The organism is Ruegeria sp. AP7 (assembly GCF_056539905.1).
The window spans coordinates 334,307-359,735 of the sequence record NZ_JBQFVT010000003.1; the positions used below are offsets into that span (position 1 = coordinate 334,307).

General features: G+C 56.9%; 28 protein-coding genes, 1 tRNA gene and 1 pseudogene. 18 read left to right on the forward strand and 12 right to left on the reverse strand.

The window, feature by feature from the left end:
- The first annotated feature begins 5 nt into the window (after window positions 1-5).
- Window positions 6-653 carry an arylesterase gene (locus ACR0KN_RS08895; RefSeq protein WP_480652895.1) on the forward strand — a complete coding sequence of 216 codons (648 nt, stop codon included), beginning with the start codon at window positions 6-8 and terminating at the stop codon, window positions 651-653.
- Between the two features lie 9 nt (window positions 654-662).
- Complete coding sequence (locus ACR0KN_RS08900; RefSeq protein WP_480652897.1) at window positions 663-1,277, forward strand: SOS response-associated peptidase; 615 nt, start codon at window positions 663-665, stop codon at window positions 1,275-1,277.
- Here the strand turns inward: ACR0KN_RS08900 and ACR0KN_RS08905 are convergent.
- Window positions 1,274-1,828, reverse strand: a complete 555-nt coding sequence (locus ACR0KN_RS08905; RefSeq protein WP_010442475.1) for a L,D-transpeptidase — start codon at window positions 1,826-1,828, stop codon at window positions 1,274-1,276. The genes ACR0KN_RS08900 and ACR0KN_RS08905 overlap by 4 nt on opposite strands.
- Window positions 1,829-1,994: 166 nt before the next feature.
- A complete protein-coding gene (locus ACR0KN_RS08910) occupies window positions 1,995-2,201 on the reverse strand; it encodes a cold-shock protein (protein ID WP_010442474.1) in 207 nt (68 codons plus the stop codon).
- Between the two features lie 327 nt (window positions 2,202-2,528).
- Here ACR0KN_RS08910 and ACR0KN_RS08915 point away from each other — a divergent pair, with 327 nt between their 5' ends.
- Window positions 2,529-3,077, forward strand: coding sequence for an REP-associated tyrosine transposase (locus tag ACR0KN_RS08915; RefSeq protein WP_480652900.1), 549 nt, complete (start codon window positions 2,529-2,531; stop codon window positions 3,075-3,077).
- A 128-nt stretch (window positions 3,078-3,205) separates the two neighbouring features.
- Here the strand turns inward: ACR0KN_RS08915 and ACR0KN_RS08920 are convergent, their stop codons facing one another.
- Entirely contained in the window at window positions 3,206-3,877 is a 672-nt protein-coding gene (locus ACR0KN_RS08920; RefSeq protein WP_480652901.1) for a hypothetical protein, read from the reverse strand.
- 60 nt (window positions 3,878-3,937) lie between these two features.
- Window positions 3,938-5,605 (reverse strand): energy-dependent translational throttle protein EttA, encoded by a 1,668-nt coding sequence (gene ettA / locus ACR0KN_RS08925; RefSeq protein WP_480652903.1) that lies wholly within the window; start codon window positions 5,603-5,605, stop codon window positions 3,938-3,940.
- A gap of 138 nt (window positions 5,606-5,743) precedes the next feature.
- Between ettA and ACR0KN_RS08930 the strand changes: the two genes are divergently transcribed.
- The 4 genes from ACR0KN_RS08930 (at window position 5,744) to dacB (ending at window position 9,007) form a co-directional block, all read left to right on the forward strand.
- A complete protein-coding gene (locus ACR0KN_RS08930) occupies window positions 5,744-6,229 on the forward strand; it encodes an MOSC domain-containing protein (protein WP_480652905.1) in 486 nt (161 codons plus the stop codon).
- An 84-nt stretch (window positions 6,230-6,313) separates the two neighbouring features.
- On the forward strand, window positions 6,314-6,808 hold the full coding sequence (locus ACR0KN_RS08935) for a hypothetical protein (protein ID WP_480652907.1): 495 nt from the start codon (window positions 6,314-6,316) through the stop codon (window positions 6,806-6,808).
- A 32-nt stretch (window positions 6,809-6,840) separates the two neighbouring features.
- Complete coding sequence (locus ACR0KN_RS08940; RefSeq protein ID WP_480652909.1) at window positions 6,841-7,461, forward strand: nicotinate-nucleotide adenylyltransferase; 621 nt, start codon at window positions 6,841-6,843, stop codon at window positions 7,459-7,461.
- 67 nt (window positions 7,462-7,528) lie between these two features.
- Window positions 7,529-9,007 (forward strand): D-alanyl-D-alanine carboxypeptidase/D-alanyl-D-alanine endopeptidase, encoded by a 1,479-nt coding sequence (gene dacB, locus ACR0KN_RS08945; protein ID WP_480652911.1) that lies wholly within the window; start codon window positions 7,529-7,531, stop codon window positions 9,005-9,007.
- Here dacB and ACR0KN_RS08950 read toward each other — a convergent pair.
- Both ACR0KN_RS08950 and ACR0KN_RS08955 read right to left on the reverse strand, forming a co-directional pair.
- Window positions 9,004-9,426 carry a tellurite resistance TerB family protein gene (locus ACR0KN_RS08950; protein ID WP_039543633.1) on the reverse strand — a complete coding sequence of 141 codons (423 nt, stop codon included), beginning with the start codon at window positions 9,424-9,426 and terminating at the stop codon, window positions 9,004-9,006. The genes dacB and ACR0KN_RS08950 overlap by 4 nt on opposite strands.
- Window positions 9,427-9,549: 123 nt before the next feature.
- Window positions 9,550-10,557 (reverse strand): ATP-grasp fold amidoligase family protein, encoded by a 1,008-nt coding sequence (locus tag ACR0KN_RS08955; protein WP_480652912.1) that lies wholly within the window; start codon window positions 10,555-10,557, stop codon window positions 9,550-9,552.
- A 221-nt stretch (window positions 10,558-10,778) separates the two neighbouring features.
- Here ACR0KN_RS08955 and ACR0KN_RS08960 point away from each other — a divergent pair, with 221 nt between their 5' ends.
- From ACR0KN_RS08960 to ACR0KN_RS08970, 3 genes and pseudogenes are all read left to right on the forward strand, one after another.
- Complete coding sequence (locus tag ACR0KN_RS08960; protein WP_480652913.1) at window positions 10,779-12,353, forward strand: lysine--tRNA ligase; 1,575 nt, start codon at window positions 10,779-10,781, stop codon at window positions 12,351-12,353.
- Between the two features lie 48 nt (window positions 12,354-12,401).
- Entirely contained in the window at window positions 12,402-12,803 is a 402-nt protein-coding gene (locus ACR0KN_RS08965) for a DUF4864 domain-containing protein (RefSeq protein ID WP_480607634.1), read from the forward strand.
- A gap of 136 nt (window positions 12,804-12,939) precedes the next feature.
- Window positions 12,940-15,225, forward strand: a pseudogene (locus ACR0KN_RS08970) (glycosyl hydrolase family 28-related protein).
- 38 nt (window positions 15,226-15,263) lie between these two features.
- On the opposite strand, the gene ACR0KN_RS08975 reads toward ACR0KN_RS08970, so the two are convergent.
- On the reverse strand, window positions 15,264-15,950 hold the full coding sequence (locus ACR0KN_RS08975; protein ID WP_480652914.1) for a hypothetical protein: 687 nt from the start codon (window positions 15,948-15,950) through the stop codon (window positions 15,264-15,266).
- Window positions 15,951-16,081: 131 nt separating this feature from the next.
- Here ACR0KN_RS08975 and ACR0KN_RS08980 point away from each other — a divergent pair, with 131 nt between their 5' ends.
- From ACR0KN_RS08980 to ACR0KN_RS08990, 3 genes are all read left to right on the forward strand, one after another.
- Entirely contained in the window at window positions 16,082-16,408 is a 327-nt protein-coding gene (locus ACR0KN_RS08980) for an antibiotic biosynthesis monooxygenase family protein (protein ID WP_170474493.1), read from the forward strand.
- A gap of 65 nt (window positions 16,409-16,473) precedes the next feature.
- Window positions 16,474-16,881 carry a universal stress protein gene (locus ACR0KN_RS08985; RefSeq protein ID WP_010442458.1) on the forward strand — a complete coding sequence of 136 codons (408 nt, stop codon included), beginning with the start codon at window positions 16,474-16,476 and terminating at the stop codon, window positions 16,879-16,881.
- 65 nt (window positions 16,882-16,946) lie between these two features.
- Window positions 16,947-17,390 carry an excalibur calcium-binding domain-containing protein gene (locus ACR0KN_RS08990; protein WP_480652916.1) on the forward strand — a complete coding sequence of 148 codons (444 nt, stop codon included), beginning with the start codon at window positions 16,947-16,949 and terminating at the stop codon, window positions 17,388-17,390.
- A gap of 3 nt (window positions 17,391-17,393) precedes the next feature.
- On the opposite strand, the gene ACR0KN_RS08995 is transcribed toward ACR0KN_RS08990, so the two are convergent.
- Window positions 17,394-18,101 carry an ORF6N domain-containing protein gene (locus tag ACR0KN_RS08995; protein ID WP_480652918.1) on the reverse strand — a complete coding sequence of 236 codons (708 nt, stop codon included), beginning with the start codon at window positions 18,099-18,101 and terminating at the stop codon, window positions 17,394-17,396.
- 224 nt (window positions 18,102-18,325) lie between these two features.
- Between ACR0KN_RS08995 and ACR0KN_RS09000 the strand changes: the two genes are divergently transcribed.
- Complete coding sequence (locus tag ACR0KN_RS09000) at window positions 18,326-18,616, forward strand: hypothetical protein (protein WP_170781163.1); 291 nt, start codon at window positions 18,326-18,328, stop codon at window positions 18,614-18,616.
- Window positions 18,617-18,938: 322 nt separating this feature from the next.
- On the opposite strand, the gene ACR0KN_RS09005 is transcribed toward ACR0KN_RS09000, so the two are convergent.
- The 3 genes from ACR0KN_RS09005 to ACR0KN_RS09015 form a co-directional block, all read right to left on the reverse strand.
- A complete protein-coding gene (locus ACR0KN_RS09005) occupies window positions 18,939-19,730 on the reverse strand; it encodes a formate/nitrite transporter family protein (RefSeq protein WP_480652920.1) in 792 nt (263 codons plus the stop codon).
- A 131-nt stretch (window positions 19,731-19,861) separates the two neighbouring features.
- Window positions 19,862-22,048, reverse strand: coding sequence for an excinuclease ABC subunit UvrB (gene uvrB, locus ACR0KN_RS09010; RefSeq protein ID WP_480652922.1), 2,187 nt, complete (start codon window positions 22,046-22,048; stop codon window positions 19,862-19,864).
- An 81-nt stretch (window positions 22,049-22,129) separates the two neighbouring features.
- Window positions 22,130-22,768 carry an SRPBCC family protein gene (locus tag ACR0KN_RS09015; protein WP_480652924.1) on the reverse strand — a complete coding sequence of 213 codons (639 nt, stop codon included), beginning with the start codon at window positions 22,766-22,768 and terminating at the stop codon, window positions 22,130-22,132.
- Here ACR0KN_RS09015 and ACR0KN_RS09020 point away from each other — a divergent pair.
- The 4 genes from ACR0KN_RS09020 (at window position 22,767) to ACR0KN_RS09035 (ending at window position 24,203) form a co-directional block, all read left to right on the forward strand.
- Entirely contained in the window at window positions 22,767-23,078 is a 312-nt protein-coding gene (locus tag ACR0KN_RS09020; protein WP_170544393.1) for an ETC complex I subunit, read from the forward strand. The two genes, ACR0KN_RS09015 and ACR0KN_RS09020, sit on opposite strands and share 2 nt — an antisense overlap.
- Window positions 23,079-23,091: 13 nt before the next feature.
- The gene (locus ACR0KN_RS09025; RefSeq protein WP_170544391.1) at window positions 23,092-23,568 is read left to right on the forward strand and encodes a GNAT family N-acetyltransferase; all 477 of its coding nucleotides are present in this window, start codon (window positions 23,092-23,094) and stop codon (window positions 23,566-23,568) included.
- Between the two features lie 21 nt (window positions 23,569-23,589).
- A tRNA-Arg gene (locus ACR0KN_RS09030) sits at window positions 23,590-23,666 on the forward strand.
- Between the two features lie 201 nt (window positions 23,667-23,867).
- Window positions 23,868-24,203 carry a hypothetical protein gene (locus tag ACR0KN_RS09035; protein WP_010442450.1) on the forward strand — a complete coding sequence of 112 codons (336 nt, stop codon included), beginning with the start codon at window positions 23,868-23,870 and terminating at the stop codon, window positions 24,201-24,203.
- A 208-nt stretch (window positions 24,204-24,411) separates the two neighbouring features.
- Here the strand turns inward: ACR0KN_RS09035 and ACR0KN_RS09040 are convergent, their stop codons facing one another.
- A complete protein-coding gene (locus tag ACR0KN_RS09040) occupies window positions 24,412-25,428 on the reverse strand; it encodes an AraC family transcriptional regulator (RefSeq protein WP_480652927.1) in 1,017 nt (338 codons plus the stop codon).
- Window position 25,429 lies beyond the last annotated feature (1 nt).

The window sequence follows — 25,429 nt, forward strand, 5'->3', positions numbered from 1 at the left end:
ATGGCGTGAAACAGAAGCTACACAAGGGTTTGATCTCAGGCGCGTTCATCTGTTGCGGAATTGCAGCGTTGGCAGAGCCAGTTGTGATTGCTGCGCTCGGAGATTCCCTAACACAAGGATATGGGCTGCCGGAACAAGACGGGTTCGTGCCGCAACTGCAGCGTTGGCTTCAGGAAGAAGGTGCGGAGGTTCGGTTGATCAACGCCGGTGTTTCCGGGGATACGACCGCAGGGGGCGCTGCCCGAGTTGACTGGACCCTGACACCAGAGGTCGACGGCATGATTGTTGCACTTGGCGGCAATGATCTGTTGCGTGGCATCGATCCGAGCGTTGCCCGATCAAACCTCGAGACAATACTGCGTGCTGCAGAGACCGCGGATGTCGAGGTACTAATAATTGGAATGCAGGCGCCTGGTAATTACGGAGCCGATTACAAGCAGAGTTTCGACGCCATGTATCCAGAGCTGGCAGAGCAATATGATGCACTTTATGCGGAAAGCTTTTTTGACGGGCTCACAACCGAAGGCGATCCGGCGGCCGCGCGCCAGTTCATGCAATCTGATGGTATCCATCCAAGTGCCCAAGGCGTCGCGCTGATCGTTGATACGCTGGGCCCCTTTGTCTTGGCGCTTGCGGAGCGCGTTGCCGAATAGGAGTACGCGATGCCCGGCCGATTTTTCCTCACACGACCCATTAGCGAGATCGCGAGGTTGCTGAATGTGAAAGACAGTCTTGGGCCTCAGCCAGCACGCAGAAACATTCAGCCGGGTCAAGAAGTGGTCGTACTGACTGGTGATGGGTTAACGGCCATGCGATGGGGGATTATCCCGGTCGGCAGGGTCAATGCGCGTGGACGACCGGTGATGGAGACCATCGTAAACGCGCGCTCCGAGACGGTTTTTGACAAGAGCGCCTTCGAAGGGGTCGGTCGCGCCATAATCCCGGTGGATGGCTGCTACGAATGGACCGGTGAGAAGCGACGCAAAACGGCCTGGCGGATTGCCGCCAAGGACGGGGCTCCACTGCTATTTGCTGCGATCACCGACACTTGGGAAGCCCCGGGTGGGCTACGCGTGGATCAGGTTGCAGCGGTGACATGCGAACCCAATGCTGATGTAAAGCCGATCCATCACCGAATGGGAGTGCTGCTGGAGGCGCGGGACGTTCAGCGCTGGTTGCGTGGGTCTGAAGACGAGGCGCAGAGTTTGACGCGCCCTTGGCCCGAAGGTCGGTTGATGATCGAAGAAGCTGACGACGTCGATTGGTCGGGGGCTTAGACCACTGTGACCACCGTGCCGATAGGAACTCTGTTATACAGATCGATCACATGCTCATTCAGCATCCTAATGCACCCGTTTGAAACTGCATGACCGATGGTCTGCGGCTGCGTTGTGCCGTGAATTCGGAAATACGTGTCCACCCCGTTCTGAAACAGATACAGCGCGCGCGCGCCCAGAGGATTGTCTCCGCCGCCGGGCTGGACATAATCATTGTCTTTGAACTTGGCATAGGTGACAGGGTCCCGCTCAATCATCTCTTCGGTGGGTCGCCAGGTCGGCCATTCTTTCTTGACGTCTATGGTGGCCGAGCCGGTGAACTCCAGTCCGGCTTTGCCGACGCCGCAGCCATAGCGGATCGCTTTGCGTGGCTCGGTTACATAATAAAGGTAAAAGGATCGCGGCGCGACCAGCAGCTGACCGGGCTGAAATTGCTTTTTGATGCGCACGAATTGCGGCGTCGGATCATACTCGACCGCTTTCTTGGCGCTGGCAACACCCGGCAACAGGCTGGCAGCAGTACCGGCCAGAAAAACACGGCGTGTGAACATGGTGACATCCCTCAAATGACCAAAGAAATCATAACGCTAGTTTTGGAATGATAGCCGATTTGGTCAATCACTGGGGAAGGATAACCCGATTGTGATGTATTCCCTTTGCCACACACTCAATGCGGGCTTATGGGATGGGCGGGAAAAATCCCGCCCTTTTAACGGCTTAGGCCAGTTCGATATTGTCGGCGCTTTCGCGACCATCACGACCAGCGCGCAGCTCGTACGTGACTTTCTGGTTGTCGGCCAGACCGGTGAGGCCCGAACGCTCGACAGCCGAGATGTGTACGAAGATGTCTTTGCCGCCATCTTCGGGTGCGATAAAGCCGTAGCCTTTGGTGGTGTTGAACCATTTTACGGTGCCTGCGGGCATATCCGTTGTCTCCTGTTTGGTGCTGCCCACGGAGTTGCGGCAGCCTGGCGTCGTAGTCTGGATCGAGTGACTGAGCGCCGTAGAAGGAGACAGTGGGTCGAAATAGAAAAACGTAAGCCTCTTGGATATGGCATCGGTCAGGCCGTGTGGCAAGGGCGGATTGTACGGTTTGTACAGGGGTTTGAGGGGCAATCGTCCGATTTGTACAAGAATCCGCCGATGGTTTTGGTTATTAATTTGCGGACCTTTGATAAGACCCGGTTATTTATCTGGCGCGTCGGAGTGGCATTCAGAATCCGTTAACCCTCGTCATGATCAAGTTGCGGCATGAGCGATTACCGACGCGTCCGCATTCCCGGAGCCAAGTATTTTTTCACCGTGTCTTTGGCCGACCGGTCGTCGGAATTGCTGGTGCGAGAGGTGGCGCATTTGCGGGCCGCATTTGCAGTGACCCAGAGAGAGCGGCCGTTCTGGTGCGATGCGTTTGTTGTGTTGCCGGATCACCTGCACGCGATTTGGACCTTGCCGCCGGGGGATGCGGATTATTCGACACGGTGGGGTGCGATCAAGGCACGGTTTACGCGCGGGGTGAAGGCGTCGGGAGTGGTGGGGTGGAACCCCACCCTACGAACGGATTCGAAAATTGCGAAGGGGGATGCCGGGATTTGGCAGCGCCGGTTTTGGGAGCACACCATTCGGGACGAACAGGATTACCGCAATCATATGGCGTATTGTTGGGGGAATCCGGTGAAGCACGGGTTGGTCGAGCGCCCGACCGATTGGCTGTATTCGTCAATCCATCGCGATATTCGCGCGGGCAGGGTTGACCCGCAGTGGAGTGGTGTGGCCACAGATGGCGCGTTCGGAGAGCCGTAGGATGGGGTTTCACCCCATTATTTGAGAGGTTGGAGTTTGCATGTGGTTTGGTGCGCGGGAACAGATCGTGCAAGCGTTCGGGTATGATCGTTGAGTGAGTGATGGGGTGAAACCCCATCCTACGCTTGCTAACTCTTTAGAGTTGCGAGGTTCATTAGGTAATTGTCTAGAATTCTAGCTGAAAACTGTTCGTAACGTGTTTCGCCATCTAAATTTGCGCATCCAGCTCCCATCGCGGCGATATTTAGTTCGTCGCTCCATAATTTTCGCAAACAGTGGAAGTCAGTATTGAATGCAATGTAATCTGAGGCGCCGTTTTTCCGATAGTTTCTGCCTCGTACGCGGCCGTGAATTTGCCTCATGCCTTCACGAGCTAGGGTGTCCCACATCGCGAATTCATTAGGTTTCCACATCGCGAGAAGCTTTGAAACGAGCGATACACGTCTTTGTAGGTTTTTCTTAAGCGCTTCGTGGGTTTCGCAGTACTTCATAAATTCAGAGTACAGCCCGTTGAAATCAACAGGATCACTTTGAATACTAAACCAACCTAGGGCAGCATCACATTGTTCTGCACTCCAGCCTCGGAAAACTGAATAATCAGCGCCAAAACCTCTGAATCGAGGATAATTCTGAAGAACCGGTAGGTCTCTGAACCGTCCATCATGCAGGTAGTCATCCTTCCACCAAATCCAATTCTGTGCAGCTTCATCAGCGGTTTTCTTTAGCAGATTTTTTTTGGGGGGATGAGATGTTATCAAAAAGATCCAAAATGCTTCTTTCGTAGAAGTAACAATTGACATTGGTTTTGATCTGGCACCCTAAGATTCGACTACTCAAGGGTGCCAGCTCTAAAGTCGAAACTAACGCGCAAACTTCTTATGCTTCAACCGCTTGGGCTCCAACGCATCCGGTCCCAGACGGCGCTTTTTGTCCTCTTCGTAATCCTCGAAGTTACCCTCGAACCACTCGACGTGAGCGTCACCCTCGAAGGCCAGAATGTGCGTACAGATGCGGTCGAGGAAGAAGCGATCGTGTGAGATGACGACGGCGCAGCCGGCGAAATCGACCAGCGCGTCTTCCAGTGCGCGCAGGGTTTCCACGTCCAGATCGTTGGTCGGTTCGTCGAGCAGCAGCACGTTGCCACCCTCTTTCAGCAGACGGGCCATGTGGACGCGGTTGCGCTCACCACCTGACAGCAGCGAGACCTTTTTCTGCTGGTCGCCGCCCTTGAAGTTGAAGGACGAGCAATAAGCGCGGGAATTGACCTGCGCATCCCCCAACTGGATGATCTCGGCGCCGCCGGTGATCGCCTCCCACACGGTGTCGCTGTCTTTCAGATCGTCGCGGGACTGGTCGACATAGGACAGCTCGACCGTGTCACCCAGCGTGATGGTGCCGCTGTCGGGCTGTTCCTGACCGGTGAGCATCTTGAACAGGGTCGATTTACCGGCGCCGTTGGGGCCGATGACGCCGACAATGCCGCCGGGGGGCAGGGCGAAATCCAGCCCTTCGATCAGTTGCTTGTCGCCCATGTGTTTCGACAGGCCCTCGACCTCGATCACCTTGCCGCCAAGGCGTTGGCCGTTGGGGATGACGATTTGGGCACGGGTCAGTTTTTCGCGTTCGGACTGGTCTGCCAGTTCGTTATAGGCGTTGATCCGGGCCTTGGATTTGGCCTGACGGGCCTTCTGACCCTGACGCATCCATTCCAATTCGCGCTGCAGGGTTTTCTGCTTGGACTTGTCCTCGCGGGCTTCCTGTTCCAGCCGTTTGGCTTTTTGTTCCAGCCATGCGGAGTAGTTGCCCTCGTAAGGAATGCCGCGGCCGCGGTCGAGTTCCAGAATCCATCCAGTAATATCATCCAGGAAGTAACGGTCGTGGGTGACGATCAGGATGGTGCCCTTGTAGTCGATCAGGTGTTGTTGCAGCCAGGCGATGGTCTCGGCGTCCAGATGGTTGGTCGGTTCGTCGAGCAGAAGCATGTCGGGCGCTTCGAGCAGCAGCTTGCAGAGCGCCACGCGGCGTTTCTCACCCCCCGAAAGGTTGGCGATGTTGGCATCGTCCGGCGGGCAGCGCAGGGCCTCCATCGAAACGTCGATCTGGCTATCAAGGTCCCAGAGGTTTTCCGCGTCGATCGCGTCTTGCAGGGTGGTCATTTCCTCCATCAGCTCGTCCGAGTAGTTCTCGGCGATCTCCATGGCGATTTCGTTGAAGCGGTCGACCTTGGCCTTTTTCGCGGCCACACCCAGCATGACGTTTTCGCGGACGGTCAGCGATTCATCCAGCTGCGGCTCCTGCGGCAGATAGCCGACTTTGGCACCTTCGGCTGCCCATGCCTCACCGGTGAAATCAGTGTCGAGGCCGGCCATGATCTTCATCAGCGTCGATTTACCCGCGCCGTTGACGCCGACAACACCGATTTTCACGCCGGGCAGAAAGCTCAGGTGGATGTTTTCAAAGCACTTCTTGCCACCGGGATAGGTCTTGGAGACACCCTGCATGTGGTAGACATATTGATAGGCGGCCATGTCGCGTCCTCTGGGTCGGGGAATTTGAGTTGGAACGCTGGATATCCGAGGCGAGCGGGCGGGGCAAGCTGGTGGTATTGTGATTTTTGTTTGGTCGTTTGGTCCGGTAGGACCCAGACGAAATGGAGTGGTGAGGCTTTGACAGAACTTGCGGAACTGATTGCCGGTTGGGCGCAGCCGGGCCGGGTGACATGGATCGGTGTACGTTCTGGCCGCAGAGCAGAAATGGATGGGCGCAACGAGGATTGGGTCTCAAACGATGGACTCGACGGTGACCGCGCCCGAGCAGGCAAACGGGCGGTGACGTTGCTCCAGCAGGAGCATCTGGCGGCGATTGGGTCTTATCTGGGGCAAGAACCCGTGGCGCCTGAAATCTTGCGGCGTAATCTGGTGGTTTCGGGGATCAATCTGGCGGCGTTCAAGGGGCGGGAAGTGCAGGTGGGGCAAGCCATTTTGCGCTTTAGTGTGATCTGCGCGCCCTGTAGCCGGATGAAAGAGGCGTTGGGCACAGGCGGTTATTCTGCCGTGCGCGGACATGGCGGCTGGTGCGCCGAGGTGGTGCGGCCCGGGCGGGTGGCATTGGGTGATGCGGTTAGGCCGCTGCCGCATGCTCGTGAAGTTTGAAATACTGCACATGCTTAGATCGCAAGTAACATCGGGAATATGTAACCTAGGGCCCATATTCAATTTGAGCTACAAATAAATTTTATGAAGCCTTTTGTATTGCGAATACTTTGCGCTGTAGTTTTTCTGGCTCCCGGGGCGCTTTTTGCTCAGACTTTTACTAATTGCAATTCTAAAGGAGTTTGGGGTGTTTTTGAGGATGGTGACTATTGCTGGATGGCTACCAAATTCACCGGTAAACCTACGCGACAGATGTTGCTGATGATCGATACAAATGGTGAACCAGTGGTATTGCTACGGGCAGATGCGGCGGAGCGATATAGCCAATTGGATGGATTGCTTCTGCGAGCTGGTTCTCAGACCTTTCCGATGGTCCCTGACGACGGATGGGCTTTGGCGGTATCGAAGTCTGATCATAAGAAAATCGTTTCAGCAGTACTGAATACAGAAAGATTTTTCTTCGAAGGTACGGCGACCATTTTCAAACCAACACGCAAGTTCGAAGGTTACTTCAAGACAAAGCACGCCAGTAAGGCAATTGCCGCAATGAAGAAAAGATGCGTTTGGTGCGCTGATTGACAACCCGCTTCAGTTCTGAACATCAGCAGGATATGGAACACTATGACATTCCATATGCGCGGCCCGGGCAGGTCGTGGGGTTGTTCGGGGGGTCGTTTGATCCTCCGCATCAAGGCCATGTGCATGTGACGCGTGAGGCTATGAAGGCGTTTGGGTTGGATCGGGTGTGGTGGCTGGTGTCTCCGGGGAACCCTCTTAAGGAGCGAGGACCTGCACCTCTGGCGCGGCGGATGATGGCGGCACGCGCAGTGATGCAACATCCGCGTGTTGAGGTGACGGATATCGAGGCGCTGACGGCGACGCGGGCGACGGCGGATACGCTGGCGGCGTTACGGCACCTTTATCCTCAAGTGCGGTTCGTTTGGCTGATGGGTGCGGATAATTTGGCACAGTTTCACCGCTGGAAAGACTGGCGGCAGATTATGGACAATGTGCCGGTGGGCGTCGTGGCGCGGCCGGGGGATCGGATCTCGGCCCGGATGTCACCGGCGGCGCGGCTTTATGCCAAATACCGCATAGACGGGCAGGCGCGGCATTTGCTGGGACGGGCGGAGGCTCCGGCCTGGTGTTTTGTGAACGTTCCGATGGTTGACGTCAGTTCGACAGAGTTGCGCAGGCGCGGGGATTGGAGCGATGGGGTGTTGCCGGAATGACTCCTCTTGGCGCATAATCTTAATCTAGTGATTGTCTGCATTTAAGCTCTGGGATTCTAATAGACCCATGGTTGATCATATTTCGCGTCGATTGTTTCTGGGTGGATTAGGGGCGTCTCTGGTTCCGGGCACGGGTCTGGCCGAGGCGCCTTTGGTATCCTTGCGTCCTGTGCTGCGCGGACCGCAGCCCAGCGGGGCCGAGCGGTTGGTTAAAGCGGCGGGGCTGAGGGGCGAAGTTGTCTTTGCCGTGGCCGACGTTGAAACCGGAACCCCGCTGGAGGTATATGGCGAAGGCCAAAGCCTGCCGCCCGCCAGTGTCGCCAAGGCGTTGACCGCGCTTTACGCGCTGGACGTGCTGGGGTCGGAGCATCGGTTTGAAACCACCTTGATCGCGGATGGACCGATCGAGAATGGCATTCTGAAAGGCGACCTGATCCTTGCAGGTGGTGGGGATCCACTACTGGATACAGACGCACTGGCCACCATGGCAGCCAATCTGCGCAAGGCCGGAATCACCGAGGTTCGGGGCGCGTTCAAAGTCTATGATGGTGCGCTACCTTACGTCTTCAGCATCGATCCGGGGCAGCCGGATCATCTGGGCTATAGCCCGTCGATCAGCGGGATTTCCCTGAACTTCAACCGCGTGCATTTCGAGTGGAAACGCGAAGGCACCGGGTATGGCGTAACAATGGATGCGCGCAGCGCGAACTATACGCCGTCGGTGGATATGGCCTCTATGCGGGTCGAGAACCGCAGCCTGCCGATTTATACCTATCAGCCAAGCGCGCGGCAGGATCGCTGGACCGTGGCCAAAGGGGCGCTGGGCAATGGCGGGGCACGCTGGCTGCCGGTGCGCAAGCCTGCGCTTTATGCTGGGGACGTGTTCCGCACGCTGGCACGGGTGAACGGGATCGTGCTGGGCCGGGTGCAGGTAACGCGGCAGGCATCGCAAGGGACAGTTCTGGTCGTGCATCAGAGCGACCCGTTGGAAAGCATCCTGAAGGGGATGTTGAGATATTCGACCAATATTACTGCTGAAATGGTGGGCCTGGCGGCGACCAAAGCGCGCGGGGTTGCACCGCAGAGCCTTGAAGATTCCGCCACTGAAATGAACCGCTGGGCGGCCGCGCGCTTTGGTGCGAATGGGATCACGATGGTCGATCATTCCGGCCTTAGCGGAGCGTCGCGCATGGCCCCCGCCGGTCTGGTCAAGACGCTGGTGGCTGCGGGGCAATCAGAGGAGCTGCGGCCATTGCTTCGATCCTTTACTCTGGCCGACAAAAATGGGCAGCCGGTCAAGGATCATCCGATCAAGGTCGACGCAAAGACGGGGACGTTGAACTTCGTCTCGGGTCTTGGGGGTTATATGACAACGGCAGATGGAGTTGATCTGGCCTTTGCGATCTTCACCGCCGATACCGCGCACCGCGCCACGATCCCGCGAGCATCGCGCGAGCGCCCGGACGGCGCGCGGCCCTGGAACCGTCGGTCCCGCAAATTGCAACGCAATCTGATTGAGCGCTGGGGTACGCTCTACGGCAGCTAGGTTGTATGCCGCGCCCGGGCCCCGCGTTCGATAGCGGCGGCGTGCAGGCGGTCGATGCTGAGCTCATACCGGATTTCTTCCAGTAGGCGCAGTTCGGTTTCGGCCAGTGTGCCGTCAGCGGCGGCGACGTCACAGGCGAGCGCATATGCGGTTTCGTTCAGCCGCTCGGGCAGGTTTTCGCGGACCAGACCAAACAGGGCGTCCAACCCGTCTTCCTGCTCGAACAAATCAAACACGATCTGCGATACCCGGCGGGTACGGTCGATATCGTAACCGGCAAAGACCGGCAGCATGTTGACCGCGCCTTCGATCTTGACCAGCTCTGCCGTACGGATGTTCTCGTCCGAGGCGGAAACCGCCACCATGATTGCCACAAGGCAATCCTGCGGGGACATGGGGTGTGGGATCTGCTCGGTCATGGGGTTGTCCTGCGTAAGGGTGTACAAGATGGTACGATATGGTCGGCGGCAGGCGGGTTCAACACCTTGTTTTGACGTGCGGTAAGACTGTCCCGCGCCAGTCCTGTTGCAGCAGGGCCGTGATCATTCGGACCATGGGGAATAGGTGACGTTTTTGTAGTGACCATCCACCCAGCCTTCGGACACCTGACCCATCCACGGCGCGGTCCAGGCCTGCCCCAGCCGCTCGTCCAGTTCGGGACTGCGAATGCGGGTCCGCGTGCCGTTTGGCACCAGAGTGATCTCGCCGAGATAGATCTTGCCGCGGAGAATGAACATGTCCACCCGGATAAAGTCGAAGCTGCGACCGATCCCCTCGGCCAGCGCGACCATTTCGGGCAGGCAAGCGGGCATGGGCAGGGGGATTCCGGTTTTGAAATACAGCTCGTGTTCGACGTAAGAGCCGTCGCGGTTGTAGATGGTCTGGACATGGTTGGAATAGCGGCCGGTATCGACCTGAAACAGCTCGACCCTGCCATTGCAGACGAAGAATTTCCAATCCGGCGCATCGCCGTCGCCCATGCTGAGATCTTCTTCGATATAGACGTTGCGGGGCATCGTTTCATACCACCAGAGCGCCAGCTTTTCGTTGTGTTTGCGGGTTAGCCATTTCTTGGCGCGCTCCTCTTCTTGCGCGCGGGTCTTATCCGTTATTGGGAACGAGATGGCCTTGTTGGTGCCGGAACTGTGGTTGGATTTGAAGTAATAGCCACCATCCGGAATCTCGCCGTTGTCCGGTAGTTCTGCCTTGTCAGACACCCAGATGCGTTGCGGAATCTCGAACGTGTCGCGCAGGGCGACCGGCACAAACCCCGCGCTGCGCAGCTTGTCCGAGGGGCTGTGTTCGGGGACCAAACCGAAGAATTTGAACAGTACCTGCTTTTCGGTAAAGGTCTTGGGCGAGATGAGATCGGGGAACCATCCATGTTTGCGATGATAGGCCCGCATGGACCGGATCATCGCGGGGGCAAAATCTTCGCCCAGAGCCTCGACACCTCTGAGAAACCCCTGGGGCGGCTTTTGGTTAACGCCGTGCAGCCCTTCGTCGAAAATGGTTTTGAGTTTGTTTCTTACGAGATGTCTGAGTTTCATATTGTTTTATCATCGACTAAATGGCGGTTTGTCACGAGGTAAGAGCTTTTGTCGCGCGAATTGCAAGGTTGGCCTGCAAGGGTTGTCGAAATCGAGGCAAAGTGTGGTTCTTTGGCTGATGAAAATCACCGCCTTTTATTGACTCATACTGCACCTGCACAATAACAGGGGCCGGTCCGGACGCATGGGGTGTCTGGCACGTTTCCCGATGGAGTATACAAATGTCTGACCTGCGTGAAACCGCGATGACGTCCAAGGCGTGGCCGTTTGAAGAGGCGCGGCGGTTGCTCAAACGGTATAAGCACGGTGCTCCGGAGAAGGGATATGTGCTGTTTGAGACCGGCTATGGCCCCTCGGGTCTGCCGCATATAGGCACCTTTGGCGAGGTCGCGCGAACCACGATGGTCAAGCGCGCGTTTGAGGCGCTGTCGGATATTCCGACCAAGCTGATCTGCTTCTCGGACGATCTGGACGGGATGCGGAAGGTGCCGACCAACGTGCCGAACCCGGAAATCCTGGAGCAGCATTTGCAGCGCCCATTGACCTCGGTTCCTGATCCGTTCGGTGAATATGACAGCTTTGGTGAGCATAACAACGCGATGCTGCGGCGGTTCCTCGATACGTTCGGGTTCGAGTATGAGTTCTACTCGGCCAAGGAGTTCTATGAATCCGGTCAGTTCGACGAGGTGCTCAAGCGTGCGGTTGAGCGCTATGACGAGATCATGGCGATCATGCTGAAAAGCCTGCGCGAAGAACGCCAGCAGACCTATTCGATCTTCCTGCCGCTGCACCCTGAAAGCGGGCGGGTGATGTATGTGCCGATGAAGAAGGTCTGTGCCGAGACCTATACCGTGACCTTTGACGATGAGACGGGCAAGGAGTGGACCGTTCCTGTGACCGGTGGCCACGTCAAGCTGCAGTGGAAGCCGGATTTCGGCGCGCGCTGGGCGGCGTTGGGCGTTGATTTCGAGATGTATGGCAAGGAACACGCCACCAACGAAAAGATCTATGACGCGATCTGCCGGGCCTTAGGCGGTCGTGCACCTGAGCATTTCTCGTATGAACTGTTCCTCGATGAGAACGGGCAGAAGATTTCGAAGTCGTCGGGTAATGGTGTGTCGATTGACGAATGGCTGACCTATGCGCCGACCGAGTCGCTGGCCTATTTCATGTATCAGAAGCCGAAGACAGCAAAGCGGATGCATTTCGATGTGATCCCGAAGGCTTATGATGAATATCATCAGCAGTTGCGGGCCTATCCGGGGCAGGACCTGAAGGCGCAGCTGAACAACCCGGTGTGGCATATACATGGTGGGAACGTACCTGAATCCACGCTGATGGTGCCCTTTGCAATGCTGCTGAATCTGGCGTCGGTCTCCGGGGCTGAGGATAAAGAAGCCTTGTGGGGATTTATCCGTCGATACGCACCTGAGGCCACGGCGGAAACTCACCCTGATCTGGATCAGGCGGCGGGCTTTGCGGTGCGGTACTTCAACGATTTCGTCAAACCGACGCGTAAGCATCGCGCGCCGACGGATTTGGAACGCGAGGCGCTGGAGGCGTTGAAGGCGGCTTTGGAAACCTATTACGGGCCGATCGAAGACGAGGCGCTGCAATCGGTGGTCTATTCCATCGGGCGCGAGCGGTTTGATCCGATGCGCGGCTGGTTCACGGCGCTGTATGAAGTGCTGCTTGGGGCGTCGCAGGGGCCTCGGTTCGGTGGGTTCATCGCGCTCTATGGTGTGCCAGAGACGATCGCTCTGATCGACAAGGCGCTGGCCGGAGAACTGTCCTGATTTGACCTGATCCAGTGTGGGGCTACCCTTGCATCAGGAGGTGGCCCCATGCGTCGACTTTTGCTTGCTTTATCCCTGAGTGCCGGACTAGCATCCGGAGCCTTCGCGCAGAATGCGGAGATCGAGGCCAATATCTCGGCCCAGATACAGGCCTTCAAGGCGGATGATTTTGCCACCGCTTTTACCTTTGCGAGTCCCAATATTCAGCGCTTATTTGGCGACCCGGACAATTTTGGGGTGATGGTGCGCCGCGGTTATCCGATGGTCTGGCGACCGGCGGAGGTGCGGTTTCTGGAGTTGCGCGAGATAAGCGGTGCCTTGTGGCAGAAGGTCATGATCACCGATGGCGACGGACGGGTGCATCTGCTGGATTACCAGATGATCCAACAAGAGGGCCGTTGGAAGATCAACGGCGTGCAGTTGCTGGGCAATTCTGACCCGGCGGCCTGAGGCAACACCACCGTCACGGTGGTAAGAGCCGCGATTAATCCCTTTTCGATACTCAGACCCATGCGCTTGGGCTCAGGGCCCGGGCGGTATCGGGTTTTGGCGCGCGTGCTTGGCGCGATTGGGAAAGGGATTTTACATGAACAAGGCAATCACCGACGGCATCGTGTTCATGCCGTCCGCCTATGCGGCTGATCTTGGGGTCTGGTCCAGTGGCGACGGCACGCCGGGCTCTCCGACCTATGAAGGGTCGGGTACGGGCGTGTTCGTTCCAGCGGATGCGGATTTTGCGGGCTGTCTGGAGATTTACAAAACGGCAGAGCCTCAGCGTCTGCGCTATATGGGGCAGACGTCCTTGTTGCCGGGCTGCTATCTGCAGATCAAGGCGCGGGTGAAGGCGATCAGTGGGCCGCTGCCCGAGGTGCGGATCGCGGGCTGGGCCGGTGGTGCCGGAGATGCGCATGTGGACGGGTTGGTCGAGCAGGGCCCCGCGGTGCAGCTGACCGGCTATGGCATCGTGCATGAGGTGACGGCCATCGTGGGCACGGGCCTGCGCCCCGGCGTGGATATGCCATGGGGCAACACGGCGCTTTATGGCCATTATGGTTTGGATATCGAAGGCACCAACGGCGCGGTGGTGCGGGTGGATGATATCGAGATCACCGATGTGACTTCGGTTTTCTTGCGGGACATGATCGGGCTGGTAGACTTGCGCGATTTTGGGGCGGTGGGCGACGGGGTCACCGATGACTCGGCGGCGTTTGAGGCGGCGGATCAGGCGGCGAACGGGCGCAAGGTCTACGTGCCACAGGGTGAGTTCCGGCTGGAAGAGAACACTAATATGGCATCCGAGGTCTCGTTCGACGGCACCGTGACGATGCCGGTCGACAAGATGCTGCTGTTGACCAAGAATTTCGATCTGCCGACCTATATCGCCGCCTTTGGTGACGAGATGCTGGCGTTTAAAAAGGCGTTTCAGGCGCTGTTAAATAGCTCGGACCATGAATCGCTGGATCTGGGTGGACGCAAGATTGCGGTGACCGAGCCTATCGATATGGCGGCGGCTGTGCCGAACCGAACGGGCTATGCCACCCGTCGCGTAGTGCGTAACGGGCAGTTTGACGTCAAAAGCAGCTCGAACTGGGATACCGAAACCTTCACCTCGATCGCGACCTACAGCCCGTCTGATCCCGATACGCTGACCAACCTGGCCAACGTGGCCAACATTCCGGTTGGGTCTCTGGTCACCGGCAGCGGTGTCAGGCGTGAGGTTTATGTGCAGTCGAAAAACGAAAGCACCGGTGAGATCACGCTGAGCGCGCCAACCTATGATGCGGCGGGTACGCAGACCTTCACCTTTACGTCGTTTGAATACCTGCTGGATTTCAGCGGCTTCAGCGCGCTGCAAAAGTTCAACATGGAAGGGATCGAGTTCCAGTGCAACGGGCGATGCAGTGATGTCCGACTGTCACCCGGTGGGAACACCTTTGTGCTGAAGGACTGTTTCATCAGTCGTCCGAAGGATCGCGGCGTCACCTCGATCGGGCGCGGATGTCAGGGGATGCTGATCGATGGCTGTCAGTTCCTGTCGACCGAGTAAAGTCTGGATGTGCCGGATCGCAGTTCGATCGCACTGAACGCCAATGCCAATGACGTCAAGCTGCGCCATAACCGGGCGGCCCGGTTCCATCATTTCGCAGTGCTGAGCGGCGACAACAATCTGGTCCTGGGCAACCACTTTTTCCAGGGCGACAACGTGGCCAACGGGGTGCGCAATGCCGGGTTGGTTATCATCGGCGGCTACAACAGTTCGTCCATCGCCGAGAACTATGTCGATAACTGTTTTATCGAATGGACCAACGAGCACGACGCGAACCCGGATTACTTTACCAGCTTCTCGTTCAGCGCGCTGAGTATCACGGATAACATTTTCTACGCCAGCGATGTTGCGCCCTGGTTCAGCTATCTGGTGATCCGCCCCTATGGCACGGGTCATTTCCTGAACGGGCTGACCGTGACGGGCAACAAGTTTCGCGTCAACAATGTGCGGATCGACCGGGTGGATCGGGTCGATTCCAGTTTTGCCGATCTCGACCCGGAACGGCACAAGAGAGTGTGTTTTGAGAATAATACGTTTCACGGCATCGATACGCCCTGCGCCAATCCGTTGAGATTGCAGCATACGCAGAGTTCTCCGTCTTCGGCCTGGACCATCAGTTCGCAGGGGCAGTTACCGTTTGGAGGCCGAGCTCGCGGATGTGATTCGGTTGTGGCCCTGGGCAGTCTCGGGAACGCATCGAACGCGATACGCTATACCACGCCATATGTTGAACTGAGACAGGGTGCGAGTCAGAGCGATATACGCCTGCGCTGGTCCGAAGGCTTGCGCGGGGCAGTCTCGACTATCCTGCGGACCGATACCTGATTGACGTGGCGGGCTGCCCAGTTTTGGGCGGCCCATCTTCAATGGCTGCGCCACAGGGCGAATTGGATTCCGATATTGTCATCGGCTGAATTGCGTTCGGCACCCAGAATCCAGGTGAGGTTGCCTTTTTTCGGGCGATACATCAGCGAGGGACGTACCCGCCAATACCAAGGGTGATCTGAAATATACGAGGTTTCTATCTGCAAGAGCGGGTCAATGCGCCGTCCCGAGGACAGGCCAGCCGTGAAATCCAGCTTGCGGATTAGAGCCTCATGCGTGCGGTTTTCGAGCACGGCGTCGATATTGATCCATCCGCCCCCCAATCCGGTTTGAATCCCTTTACCATATGAGAGTGTTGTTTTGTACATCGCCCAGGCATCATATTGACGGTGATGTGTACCCACGCCAAACTCGGCGGCAAATCGCCCTGCTTGCCCGAGGTCAGCGACCGGAAAGCGGGCGAAAACCAACGCATGTCCATACAGATCCTGATGCTCTTCGGCATCGAGGCCTATGGTCAGTTTTGGTCTCAGCCCCCATTCGGCATAAAGCGCGGATTCATATTTGTAGATACCGTCATCTTCTTTGAAAGCGGTCACCGAGAGCGCGGTGAAGCTTGAGCCTTTTTCGCGCAGCCACGCCCCGGCCCAAGCCGGAGTGCTCACTAAAAAGACCAACAGATAGATGAAAAACTGACGCGCCATGCCTGCAGCATCGGCAGTCATGGTTAACGGATGGTTAGTAACTTGTTGAGGTTTGATAAAGTTTTTGAAACGCAGGCGCACTTAACTGCAGGAAATGGATTGCGTTTCCTGAAGCTGTGCTAGGCTGGGGGCAGCTACAAAGGAGAAGCCAGATGCCGCAGATTTCCAAAACCGACAGTTATCAGACCGTCATTACCACATTTGAGATGACGCCCGGAACCTGCCAGGATCTTCTTGAGGCGCTAACTGATGCTTATGCCGAATTCATCTCGAAACAACCCGGGTTCATATCTGCAGGGCTGCATGTGAATGACGCCCAGACCCGGATTGCCAACTACTCGCAATGGGAGCGGCGCGATGATTTTCTGGCGATGCTGCGTACGCCGGAAATGCGGGAACGAAACCGCCGCATCAACGAGCTGTGTAAGAGCTTTGAGCCGGTGATGTATGACGTTGCCGAAACATTCGGCGGTTCCTGACCTGAATCAAGGCGCGCTGTGGCGAGGCAGGGCAAGATGCTGGCGCAACCACGGAGGCACAAGCCATGTACCACAACATCCTTGTCCCTATTTCATTTGATGCCGAACGCGACAGTTCGGCGGCGATGAAACTGGCAAAGTTGCTGGCAACCCCACAGGCGCAGATCACTCTGCTGCATGTGGTCGAGCACATTCCGGATTATGCGATCTCATACATGCCGGCGGAATATCTTTCAGAGACACGCAAAGCGCTTCAGGCTGAGCTTGATACGCTGGCTGCTCGATTACCAAATGCCCAAGGACAGGTGATCGAAGGTCACTCTGGCAGAACAATTCTGGATTGGGCCGAAGTGAACAAGCCCGACCTGATCATTCTGGCCTCGCACCGGCCTGGCATGCAGGATCTGCTATTGGGGTCAACCGCGACCCATGTGGTACGGCACGCAAAATGCGCAGTGCATGTGGTGCGGTGACGGAGTAGGTTTTTTAGCTCGGTATGGCCATGGCTTTGCCACATACAGGGTGTATAGCTGCCTCAATGACGACCGGAAATACAAATGATGAGATTGGCCTTAGTCCGCGGATGACAAGGCGGCAACGGCGTGCGGATGAGATGCGTCGGAAAGCTCTGTCGCCGCTGCGTATTCTGCTGATGGTGCTTGCGCTGCCGTTGACAATCGGAATGATCACGATCGGGGTGTATTTGCGCATCTCGGACTACGAGCGTCATGAAGCTGTGATCCATCTGGTGGCGCTGGCGGGCTGTGACACGGTGCAGCGGCTTGTTCCGGGGCCATTTTTTGAAGGTCGGCCGGGCTATCACAAGCGAAATGACCCCGACGGTGACGGTGTTGCCTGTGGCACCCGTGGTCTGCAACGGCAACGAACGACTGCGATGCCGGGAACTGCCGGGAACGCACCGCGGCAAACTCAGGCACCGCGTGAGCGTACCGTTGGAACCGCGAAGTTCCTCAAACCCTGATGATTATCCCTTCATGGCTTGCAATAACTCCAGCAGGCGCTTGCGGTCATCATCATTTGTGTAATCTCCAGTGGCCAGACGTTCCGCGATGCGCAGGCGCAGGCGTTCCTGCTGGGTGCGGACCTCTTCTCCCGCGGTTTCGGCCAGAGTTTTCATAATCATCGCCACCGCTTGCTGGCGCTTGGTGGTAGGATTGGCGATGTAGTCGACCAGGCTCTGTTGACCGGAATCGAGGATGTTTTCGGCCAAATCACGCAGTTGATCGCCATTGGGCAGCAGCGGGGTCGGAGCGTCCGTGGGCGGCAGGATTTCCGGCACGCTGCGCGGGGTTTCGGCCAGCGCGTTCGCACCGTCAACAAAGGCTTCGGTGATCATCCGGGTGATCTTGATCGCGCGAGGGTCCTTGAACAGGGCCGAGGCGATGGCCACGCCGTAATCGGTATAGACCCACGGATTAACCCGCCGCCCACCGCGGCCCTTGGGTTTTGAAATCACATTCTGTGATTGCAAATCAGCAACCTCAGCATCGTTCAGCTGAAAGCGGTAGCCCTCGAACAGATCCTTGTTGCGCGAGACAGCCTGATTGAAAGCGCTGACGGACTTTCCGTAGAACTGCGCCAGATCCTCGGCCAGCACCACGCGGGTGCCGCGCACCCGGTGAATGGCGCTCTGGACTTCATGCGCGCTGGGCAGGGTGTTTGGGTTCGTCATGGCAACCCTTTGGAATCACAATTTGTGATGTCAAACGTGGAGGAGCGCGCGCTGGGCTGCAACCTTGAAGTGTCGGTGTCCAAATGTGGTTGAGGCGTCAGGTTGAAAATGCCCTGATTCTTTAAGTATCAATGCGAGATTTCAGAACGCTGTGATACGTTGCGCGCGGCGCGGCCGTACCGGTCGCACCTTATGGCAATTTCGCCAGACGAGGGAGGACAGTCATGTTTGCACGTATTACTCAATACAAAATGAAACCCGGCACGCGCGAGGCGGCGACGGCGAAAATGAATGATCTGAAATCCGAAATCATGGGCATGCCCGGCATACATAGTTTTACCAATGTGATGAACGAGGATGGCTCGGGCTATGTGATTTCGGTGGTGGAAAGCGAGGCGACCTCGAACGCGAACGCGCCCAAAGTGGCCGAGCTGTGGGGCCATTTCGCCGAATTCATGGAAGGCCCGCCGACGCCGGTTGGGTATGATGTGGTTGCCCATTGGGATAAGGACTGATTGGCAGGGCGGGGTTTTCCCGCCTTCTTTTTGACGCGGTGTAGCATAGGGTTTTACCCTATCATGAGTATGGGCTGCTTCGGAGTGATGGGGCGAAACAACATTCTACGCTTGCTGCGCCGATCCTCGGTCAACACTACGCGGGTGCCGCGCACCCGGTGAATGGCGCTCTGGACTTCATGCGTGCTGGGCAGGGTGTAGGGTTTCGTCATATCAGCCGTTTGGAATCACAATCTGTGATAGCGAACGTGGAGGAGAGAGGGCTGCGCTGCAACCTTGTAGTGTATGGATATTGTCGATCGAGACAGGACTTGAGGTAGTGTCAGCCGCTTGCCTTGCCCAAATAGGCAAGTCGATAGGCGAGGGCGACACCGCCCGCGCCTCCGACTACATTGCCGACTGTCACCCAAAAAAGGTTGCTGATGGTGGCGCCCCAACCGAGTTCGGCACCTGCTAGTGCACCCTGAGGCAGCAGGTACATATTAGCGATCGAGTGTTCGAGACCCAACAGAACAAACGCCGCAATTGGCCAGAGTATTGACATGACCTTTCCCACGACCGATCTGGCGGCGAAGCTCAGCCAGACGGCAAGGCACACTAAGGCGTTGCACAGAATGCCTCGTATAAAGGCTTGCGTTGGAGAGAGATCAATCTTGCCATTTGCGATCGCTACAGCTGTGGCCCCCATTGGTCCTTCCAGCAAACCGCTTGCAGCGCAAGCCAGGACTAGTGCGACGGCTCCGACTAAATTCCCAAGATACACGAATCCCCAGTTCCTCAACAGGTCACGCATCGAGATTTTTCGGTCCACCGCCGCGATGGTCATCAGCGCGTTTCCGGTGAACAGTTCCGCCCCACCAACGACCACAAGGATCAGGCCCAGAGAAAACACCACCCCACCAAGAAACCGGGCTGGCCCAAATCCGGGATCTACGCCGGTCATAACCATAGTGTAGGCGGCACCGCCGAAGCCGATGAAGACACCTGCGAGTATTGCAAGTGTCAGCGTTTGAACGATGGAAAGATGTGCCTTTGCGACACCAGATGTTTCAACCAGTTCTGCAATCTGTGCAGGTTTGTAAGCGTCTACGCCGGTTGGATTGTGAGCCTTCATGCGTCGCACACTGCCAACATATTCATGTTTCGACATTGATCCGGATCAAGGCCACACGACGAAGTACAGAGGTTCAGCCCAAGGCTTGTGCCAACTAAACTTCTAACTTGATCTCGACAGCCACTTTTGTCCTATCGCTTCCTTCTCTTCACGTTCCCACCCCGCTGCCCCGGACGCCCAGCCGTTGATCGCCCGCGCGATTTCACCGCGTCTTCCGAGGCTTTCTCGACCGCCCATTGGCGCGCCATGGGGTCGTCGGCGACGGCCAGATCGACCGCTTCCAAGCGTTTGATCTCATCCCGGATGTTGGCGGCCTCTTCGAATTCCAGGTTCTCGGCGGCTTTGCGCATTTGCTCGCGCAATCCGTCCAGATGGGCCTCGAGGTTCGCGCCGTGCATCGGTTTGTCGATTGTGGCGGTGACGCGGTTCATGTCGACATCGCCTTCGTAGAGACCGGCCAGAACGTCCTCGACATTCTTCTTCACCGTCTCAGGCGTGATGCCGTGTTCCTCGTTATAGGCGATCTGTCTGGAGCGGCGGCGGTTGGTTTCGTTTAGCGCGCGTTCCATCGAGCCGGTGATCTTGTCGGCATACATGATCACCCGGCCATCGGCGTTTCGCGCGGCACGGCCGATGGTCTGGATCAGTGAGGTTTCGGACCGTAGGAAGCCTTCTTTATCCGCGTCCAGAATGGCGACCAGCCCGCATTCGGGGATGTCGAGTCCCTCGCGCAGCAGGTTGATGCCGACCAGCACGTCGAACGCCCCCAGCCGCAGGTCGCGCAGGATTTCGATGCGTTCCAGCGTGTCGATGTCCGAGTGCATGTAGCGGACCTTGATACCCTGTTCGTGCAGGTATTCGGTCAGATCCTCAGCCATGCGTTTGGTCAGCGTGGTGACCAGCGTGCGATAGCCATCAGCCGCCACTTTGCGCACCTCGTCTAGCAGATCGTCCACCTGCATCGAGACGGGTCGGATTTCGACCTCGGGGTCCAGCAGGCCAGTGGGGCGGATCACCTGTTCGGTGAAGACGCCGCCGGTCTGTTCGATCTCCCATTTGGCAGGCGTGGCCGAGACGAAGACGGATTGCGGGCGCATGGCGTCCCATTCCTCGAACTTGAGGGGGCGGTTGTCCATGCAGGACGGCAGGCGGAACCCGTGCTCGGCCAGCGTGAACTTGCGCCGATAGTCGCCCCGGTACATGCCGCCGATCTGCGGCACGCTGACGTGGGATTCGTCGGCAAAGACGATGGCGTTGTCTGGGATAAACTCGAACAGGGTCGGGGGCGGCTCACCCGGCGCGCGGCCCGTGAGGTAGCGCGAGTAGTTCTCGATCCCGTTGCAGACGCCGGTGGCCTCGAGCATTTCCAGATCGAAATTGGTGCGCTGTTCCAGACGTTGGGCCTCCAGCAGTTTGCCCTCGCCGACCAGTTGGTCCAGCCGGATGCGGAGTTCCTTTTTGATCCCGATGATCGCTTGGTTCATCGTCGGCTTGGGCGTCACGTAGTGCGAATTCGCATAGACGCGAACTTGCTCCATCGTCGCGGCACGTTCACCGGTCAGCGGGTCAAACTCGGTGATGGTTTCCAACTCTTCGCCGAAGAATGAGAATTTCCAAGCACGGTCCTCAAGGTGGGCGGGCCAGATTTCCAACGAGTCGCCACGTACCCGGAAGGACCCGCGCTGAAAGGCCTGATCGTTACGGCGGTACTGCTGGGCAACCAGATCGGCCATCACCTGACGCTGGTCGTATTCGTGCCCAACCTTCAGATCCTGCGTCATTGCCCCATAGGTTTCCACCGAACCGATGCCGTAGATGCATGAGACCGAGGCGACGATGATCACGTCATCGCGTTCCAGCAGCGCCCGCGTGGCCGAGTGGCGCATCCGGTCGATCTGTTCGTTTATCTGGGATTCTTTTTCTATGTAGGTGTCTGAGCGCGGCACGTAGGCCTCGGGCTGGTAGTAGTCGTAGTAGGAGACAAAGTATTCGACCGAGTTCTCAGGGAAGAAGCCCTTGAACTCACCGTAAAGCTGCGCCGCCAGCGTCTTGTTGGGGGCGAGGATGATCGCCGGGCGCTGAGTCTCTTCAATCACCTTCGCCATGGTGAAGGTTTTGCCCGTCCCGGTTGCCCCCAAAAGAACCTGATCACGTTCCCCGTCATTTACACCGCCTGTTAGTTCCTTGATCGCCGTTGGCTGGTCGCCTGCGGGGGCGAACTCGGTGTGCATGACAAACTGCCTGCCGCCCTCAAGTTTCAGGCGCGCGCGCACGTCCTCGGCGGTCAGTTGGGTCTTGTCGGAATGGGCGTATGGCATAGGCGGGCTCCGGATCAGAACTCTACATTTGTTCTTATTTTGTCCAACTGCAAGGGCTGATCCGGTCTGGGAACCTCTGATTCAGTAATAGGCGGGTTCAGCATCCGGAATGTGATCCGAATTCACCTTTTTGGCCAGTGCCTTCAGGTTGCTGTCAAGAACCTTCGACATCATCATTTTCATCAAGGTCTGCCCTAAAAACCAGCCGAGGGGGCCATATTTCACGGCATAATCCATGCTCCAGATCACCTGGGTGCTAGCCCCGTCCAGCGGTTTGATTGCGATCGTGGCATGCGCATAGGTTAGGGGCATCGCTGTCATATCGGACAGGCGCACGCTGTAACCTCGGTTGGGGTCCCACTCTGTCACCTCTTCGACCAAAGAGGTTCCGTTCTCAAAGTAACAACGCCGCTTTGACCCAATGCCATTTGCCCCATGCGTCAGGGCCTCGACATATGCGATCTGTGGGGCAATCTCGTCGATCTGCATAAACCGGCCGAGTACCGCCCAGATGGCTTCGGGGGTCGCGTTGATTTCAAGGGTTCGTTCATAATGGATCATCTGCTCAATCCTTTGGCTGATCTTTCGAAAATCATAAGTGTTGCCAATGACAGTTCCTGTCATCAGGATGTTGTTGCGGCCCGCGACAATTGTCATCTTGTCCCGGGCCGCGCTCTGACGCATAAACAGGCCCATCAAGTGAATACGGAGAGGCGACATGCGCGCACGGATTTACCAGCCTTCGCGAAACGCGATGACCTCGGGGATGGCCAAGACCCGCAAGTGGGTTCTGGAATATGCCCCAGCTTCTGCGCGCGAAGTTGATCCGCTGATGGGCTGGACCTCGTCCAATGACACGCAAACCCAGGTGCGTCTGAAATTCGACTCCAAGGAAGAGGCGTTGGACTACGCCAAGGACAACGGCATCGATGCACAGGTGAGCGAACCGCACAAGCGCAAGCCGAACTTGCGGGCCCGCGGCTATGGTGAGAACTTTGCCACAGACCGGCGTGCGCCCTGGACTCACTGACAAGGCATCCTGAATGATCGACATCCGCGAAGCCGATCCCGGCGCCGAGGAAATGCGCGCCATCATTCAAGCCCATTTCGCGCATAGCGCAGCAGCTGGCCCTGCTGAAAGCAATCACACAATGGATGCAGGCTCACTTGCCGCCACCGGAGTGCGATTTTGGGCGCTTTATGAGGACGGCTGCCCGTTGGGGTGTGGCGCGCTAAAGGCATTGCCCGACGGCACCGCCGAGGTCAAATCAGTGCATATCTTGGCCGAGGCACGTGGTAGGGGGCTTGCGAGGGTGATGATGAAACACCTTGCGCAGATCGCGCAAGATGAAGGACTATCTGCGTTGGTTTTGGAAACTGGCGCTGACCATCTGCAAGGCTATGACGCGGCGCGCAAGCTATATGAATCGCTGGGGTATTCATATTGCGGTCCGATTGTAGGTTACGAAAACGACCCAAACAGCGCCTTCATGCGCTTGGCTCTTGAACCCGCCCGCTAAAAGCCGCAAGAAGGGCTCAGCGGTCCCTTAGCTCAACTGGATAGAGCAGCTGACTTCTAATCAGCAGGTTGAGGGTTCGAGTCCTTCAGGGATCGCCACTCCATAACTTCAACACTGAGTATCCGAGGCCGCTTCGGATACTTTTGTGAACCTTCGGGTTGCGGATGAAAAATCCGTCGTATCGGTATGAGATATGGCTTGAGTTAGAGAACGCATTACGACCTGAGTTTGGACAAATTTACGCCCAGAATAGCCAATAGCCGACGCAGAGAAAGTGACGGAATACGGACTGGGATCCAATGAAAAAGATTGCTCTTCTTCTTGCCTTTTTGCCTGCGGCTGCATTTGCAGAAGAACGCGTGTTTGAATGTGACGCGCCGGATGCAGAACATCCGGAAATGGCAGCCAAACTGGTTAAATATGATGGGCAGCAAAAGGGCCACATTACAATAGGTGACATCGACAAAGACGTGGATGTATTCCCCGGCCTCGACACTTTGACCTACCTGTATATTGGCGATGGCTACACACTGCACTACAACGTACACCCGGAAAAAGGCACCTTCGACTACTCGGCTTCGGGCAGTAAATCTGGCTGGGGCAAAGGCGCGTGTCGGGAAATTACGGGGCAATAATTGATTTGAGCGGACGGCGCGGCCAAGGCACTGATTTTGGCCCGCTTTTCAATAGTTCAGGCGCTTATCGCCTTCCAATTCTGGTTGGTGGCGAAATAGCTATCCCTCAGCAATCCAAAGATAGGGGATCCAATAAAATGAAATGCAAGTTCTTGTCGGTCCTCACTTATCAAGCAATAGTGAGCCGATCCAAGAAGTAGTAAAGTAATTAAGCACCAAGGCGGAACTTGGTCGGTGTCATTCCGGTTTGACCTCGGAAGAAGCGGGTGAAATGGGACTTGTCGGAGTAGCCGAGCATCAGGCCGATCTCCGCTATTGTCATCTTGTCTTCTCGGAGGTGCTTCTTAGCGACATCGACACGCAGCCGTTTGATCTCACGGGGTAGCGTTGTGCTTTGTTGCTGAAGCGCTTTCAGAAACCGTTCCGGCTGTATTCCCAGCAATCCGGCCACCCGCTCTGGTCCCAGATCAGTTTCGTCCAGTTTGTCGCGTAAGACAGATCGCAAAGCAGCTACCACGGTCACTTCTTCATCTTGTCGAGGCGAAGCCAATGGTTTGGTCGAGCCTTCAGAGACGTGGAGCAAAAACAACCATTCCACAGGAAAACTAATCTGCATTCCGGAATCAGGCCCAAGGCCAACCTCGATCCCCTTGTAGTTGATAGGCAGACCAGTGATGTATCTGCTTTCCCATCGAACACGGGAAGGATTCCAGGAGTCTCCGACGACTGTCTGCAATAGGCGCACGTAGATTGCGGCTCCAAAAGCGGCAACCTGAACCGGTGGGACAGTCGGTTCCTGTTGCCTCTCGATCCGATAAGTCGCCCTGTCAGCTTCAATGACAAGGCTGTGCCGCACAGAGTTTGACTCCTGCGGTACAAGCCCAACAAAACGGGCAAAAAACTCGAACAGACTCGTTGTCGATTGCAAGGCTTGAGCGAACGGAGGCCATCCTTGCAGGTCAAATGTTTCTCCGACATGCAGGCCGAGGTATCGATCACCGGACAACTCTGAGAAAGCATTCACCAAGCCGTAGACCAACTCTGAGTGTACAAATACGGATCGGTCAGACAGCAGCTCGGCCTTCAAGCCGACCTGATCCAGTGCTGGTTGCGGGTTGATCTTACGTTCGGTGAGATATTGCAGGAACGGAGCGGCTAAAGAGAGGCGAATAAAGCCCTCGCTATGCTCTTGAGAGGTCGAGTTGAAAGGCAAGCCCGTCACCATT

Excerpts from the sequence above, each read along its gene's own strand:
- ACR0KN_RS08995 (WP_480652918.1), bottom strand. The coding sequence starts at position 18,101 with ATGACGAACCCAAACACCCTGCCCAGCGCGCATGAAGTCCAGAGCGCC.
- dacB (WP_480652911.1), top strand. The coding sequence starts at position 7,529 with ATGGTTGATCATATTTCGCGTCGATTGTTTCTGGGTGGATTAGGGGCG.
- ACR0KN_RS09000 (WP_170781163.1), top strand. The coding sequence starts at position 18,326 with ATGTTTGCACGTATTACTCAATACAAAATGAAACCCGGCACGCGCGAG.
- ACR0KN_RS08910 (WP_010442474.1), bottom strand. The coding sequence starts at position 2,201 with ATGCCCGCAGGCACCGTAAAATGGTTCAACACCACCAAAGGCTACGGC.
- ACR0KN_RS08965 (WP_480607634.1), top strand. The coding sequence starts at position 12,402 with ATGCGTCGACTTTTGCTTGCTTTATCCCTGAGTGCCGGACTAGCATCC.
- ACR0KN_RS08960 (WP_480652913.1), top strand. The coding sequence starts at position 10,779 with ATGTCTGACCTGCGTGAAACCGCGATGACGTCCAAGGCGTGGCCGTTT.
- ACR0KN_RS08975 (WP_480652914.1), bottom strand. The coding sequence starts at position 15,950 with ATGACTGCCGATGCTGCAGGCATGGCGCGTCAGTTTTTCATCTATCTG.
- ACR0KN_RS09015 (WP_480652924.1), bottom strand. The coding sequence starts at position 22,768 with ATGTCGCCTCTCCGTATTCACTTGATGGGCCTGTTTATGCGTCAGAGC.
- ACR0KN_RS08915 (WP_480652900.1), top strand. The coding sequence starts at position 2,529 with ATGAGCGATTACCGACGCGTCCGCATTCCCGGAGCCAAGTATTTTTTC.
- ACR0KN_RS09040 (WP_480652927.1), bottom strand. The coding sequence starts at position 25,428 with ATGGTGACGGGCTTGCCTTTCAACTCGACCTCTCAAGAGCATAGCGAG.
- ACR0KN_RS09035 (WP_010442450.1), top strand. The coding sequence starts at position 23,868 with ATGAAAAAGATTGCTCTTCTTCTTGCCTTTTTGCCTGCGGCTGCATTT.
- ACR0KN_RS09025 (WP_170544391.1), top strand. The coding sequence starts at position 23,092 with ATGATCGACATCCGCGAAGCCGATCCCGGCGCCGAGGAAATGCGCGCC.
- ACR0KN_RS08935 (WP_480652907.1), top strand. The coding sequence starts at position 6,314 with ATGAAGCCTTTTGTATTGCGAATACTTTGCGCTGTAGTTTTTCTGGCT.
- ACR0KN_RS08955 (WP_480652912.1), bottom strand. The coding sequence starts at position 10,557 with ATGAAACTCAGACATCTCGTAAGAAACAAACTCAAAACCATTTTCGAC.
- ettA (WP_480652903.1), bottom strand. The coding sequence starts at position 5,605 with ATGGCCGCCTATCAATATGTCTACCACATGCAGGGTGTCTCCAAGACC.
- ACR0KN_RS08980 (WP_170474493.1), top strand. The coding sequence starts at position 16,082 with ATGCCGCAGATTTCCAAAACCGACAGTTATCAGACCGTCATTACCACA.
- ACR0KN_RS08985 (WP_010442458.1), top strand. The coding sequence starts at position 16,474 with ATGTACCACAACATCCTTGTCCCTATTTCATTTGATGCCGAACGCGAC.
- ACR0KN_RS08990 (WP_480652916.1), top strand. The coding sequence starts at position 16,947 with ATGACGACCGGAAATACAAATGATGAGATTGGCCTTAGTCCGCGGATG.
- ACR0KN_RS08940 (WP_480652909.1), top strand. The coding sequence starts at position 6,841 with ATGGAACACTATGACATTCCATATGCGCGGCCCGGGCAGGTCGTGGGG.
- uvrB (WP_480652922.1), bottom strand. The coding sequence starts at position 22,048 with ATGCCATACGCCCATTCCGACAAGACCCAACTGACCGCCGAGGACGTG.
- ACR0KN_RS09020 (WP_170544393.1), top strand. The coding sequence starts at position 22,767 with ATGCGCGCACGGATTTACCAGCCTTCGCGAAACGCGATGACCTCGGGG.
- ACR0KN_RS08920 (WP_480652901.1), bottom strand. The coding sequence starts at position 3,877 with ATGTCAATTGTTACTTCTACGAAAGAAGCATTTTGGATCTTTTTGATA.
- ACR0KN_RS08905 (WP_010442475.1), bottom strand. The coding sequence starts at position 1,828 with ATGTTCACACGCCGTGTTTTTCTGGCCGGTACTGCTGCCAGCCTGTTG.
- ACR0KN_RS08950 (WP_039543633.1), bottom strand. The coding sequence starts at position 9,426 with ATGACCGAGCAGATCCCACACCCCATGTCCCCGCAGGATTGCCTTGTG.
- ACR0KN_RS08900 (WP_480652897.1), top strand. The coding sequence starts at position 663 with ATGCCCGGCCGATTTTTCCTCACACGACCCATTAGCGAGATCGCGAGG.
- ACR0KN_RS09005 (WP_480652920.1), bottom strand. The coding sequence starts at position 19,730 with ATGAAGGCTCACAATCCAACCGGCGTAGACGCTTACAAACCTGCACAG.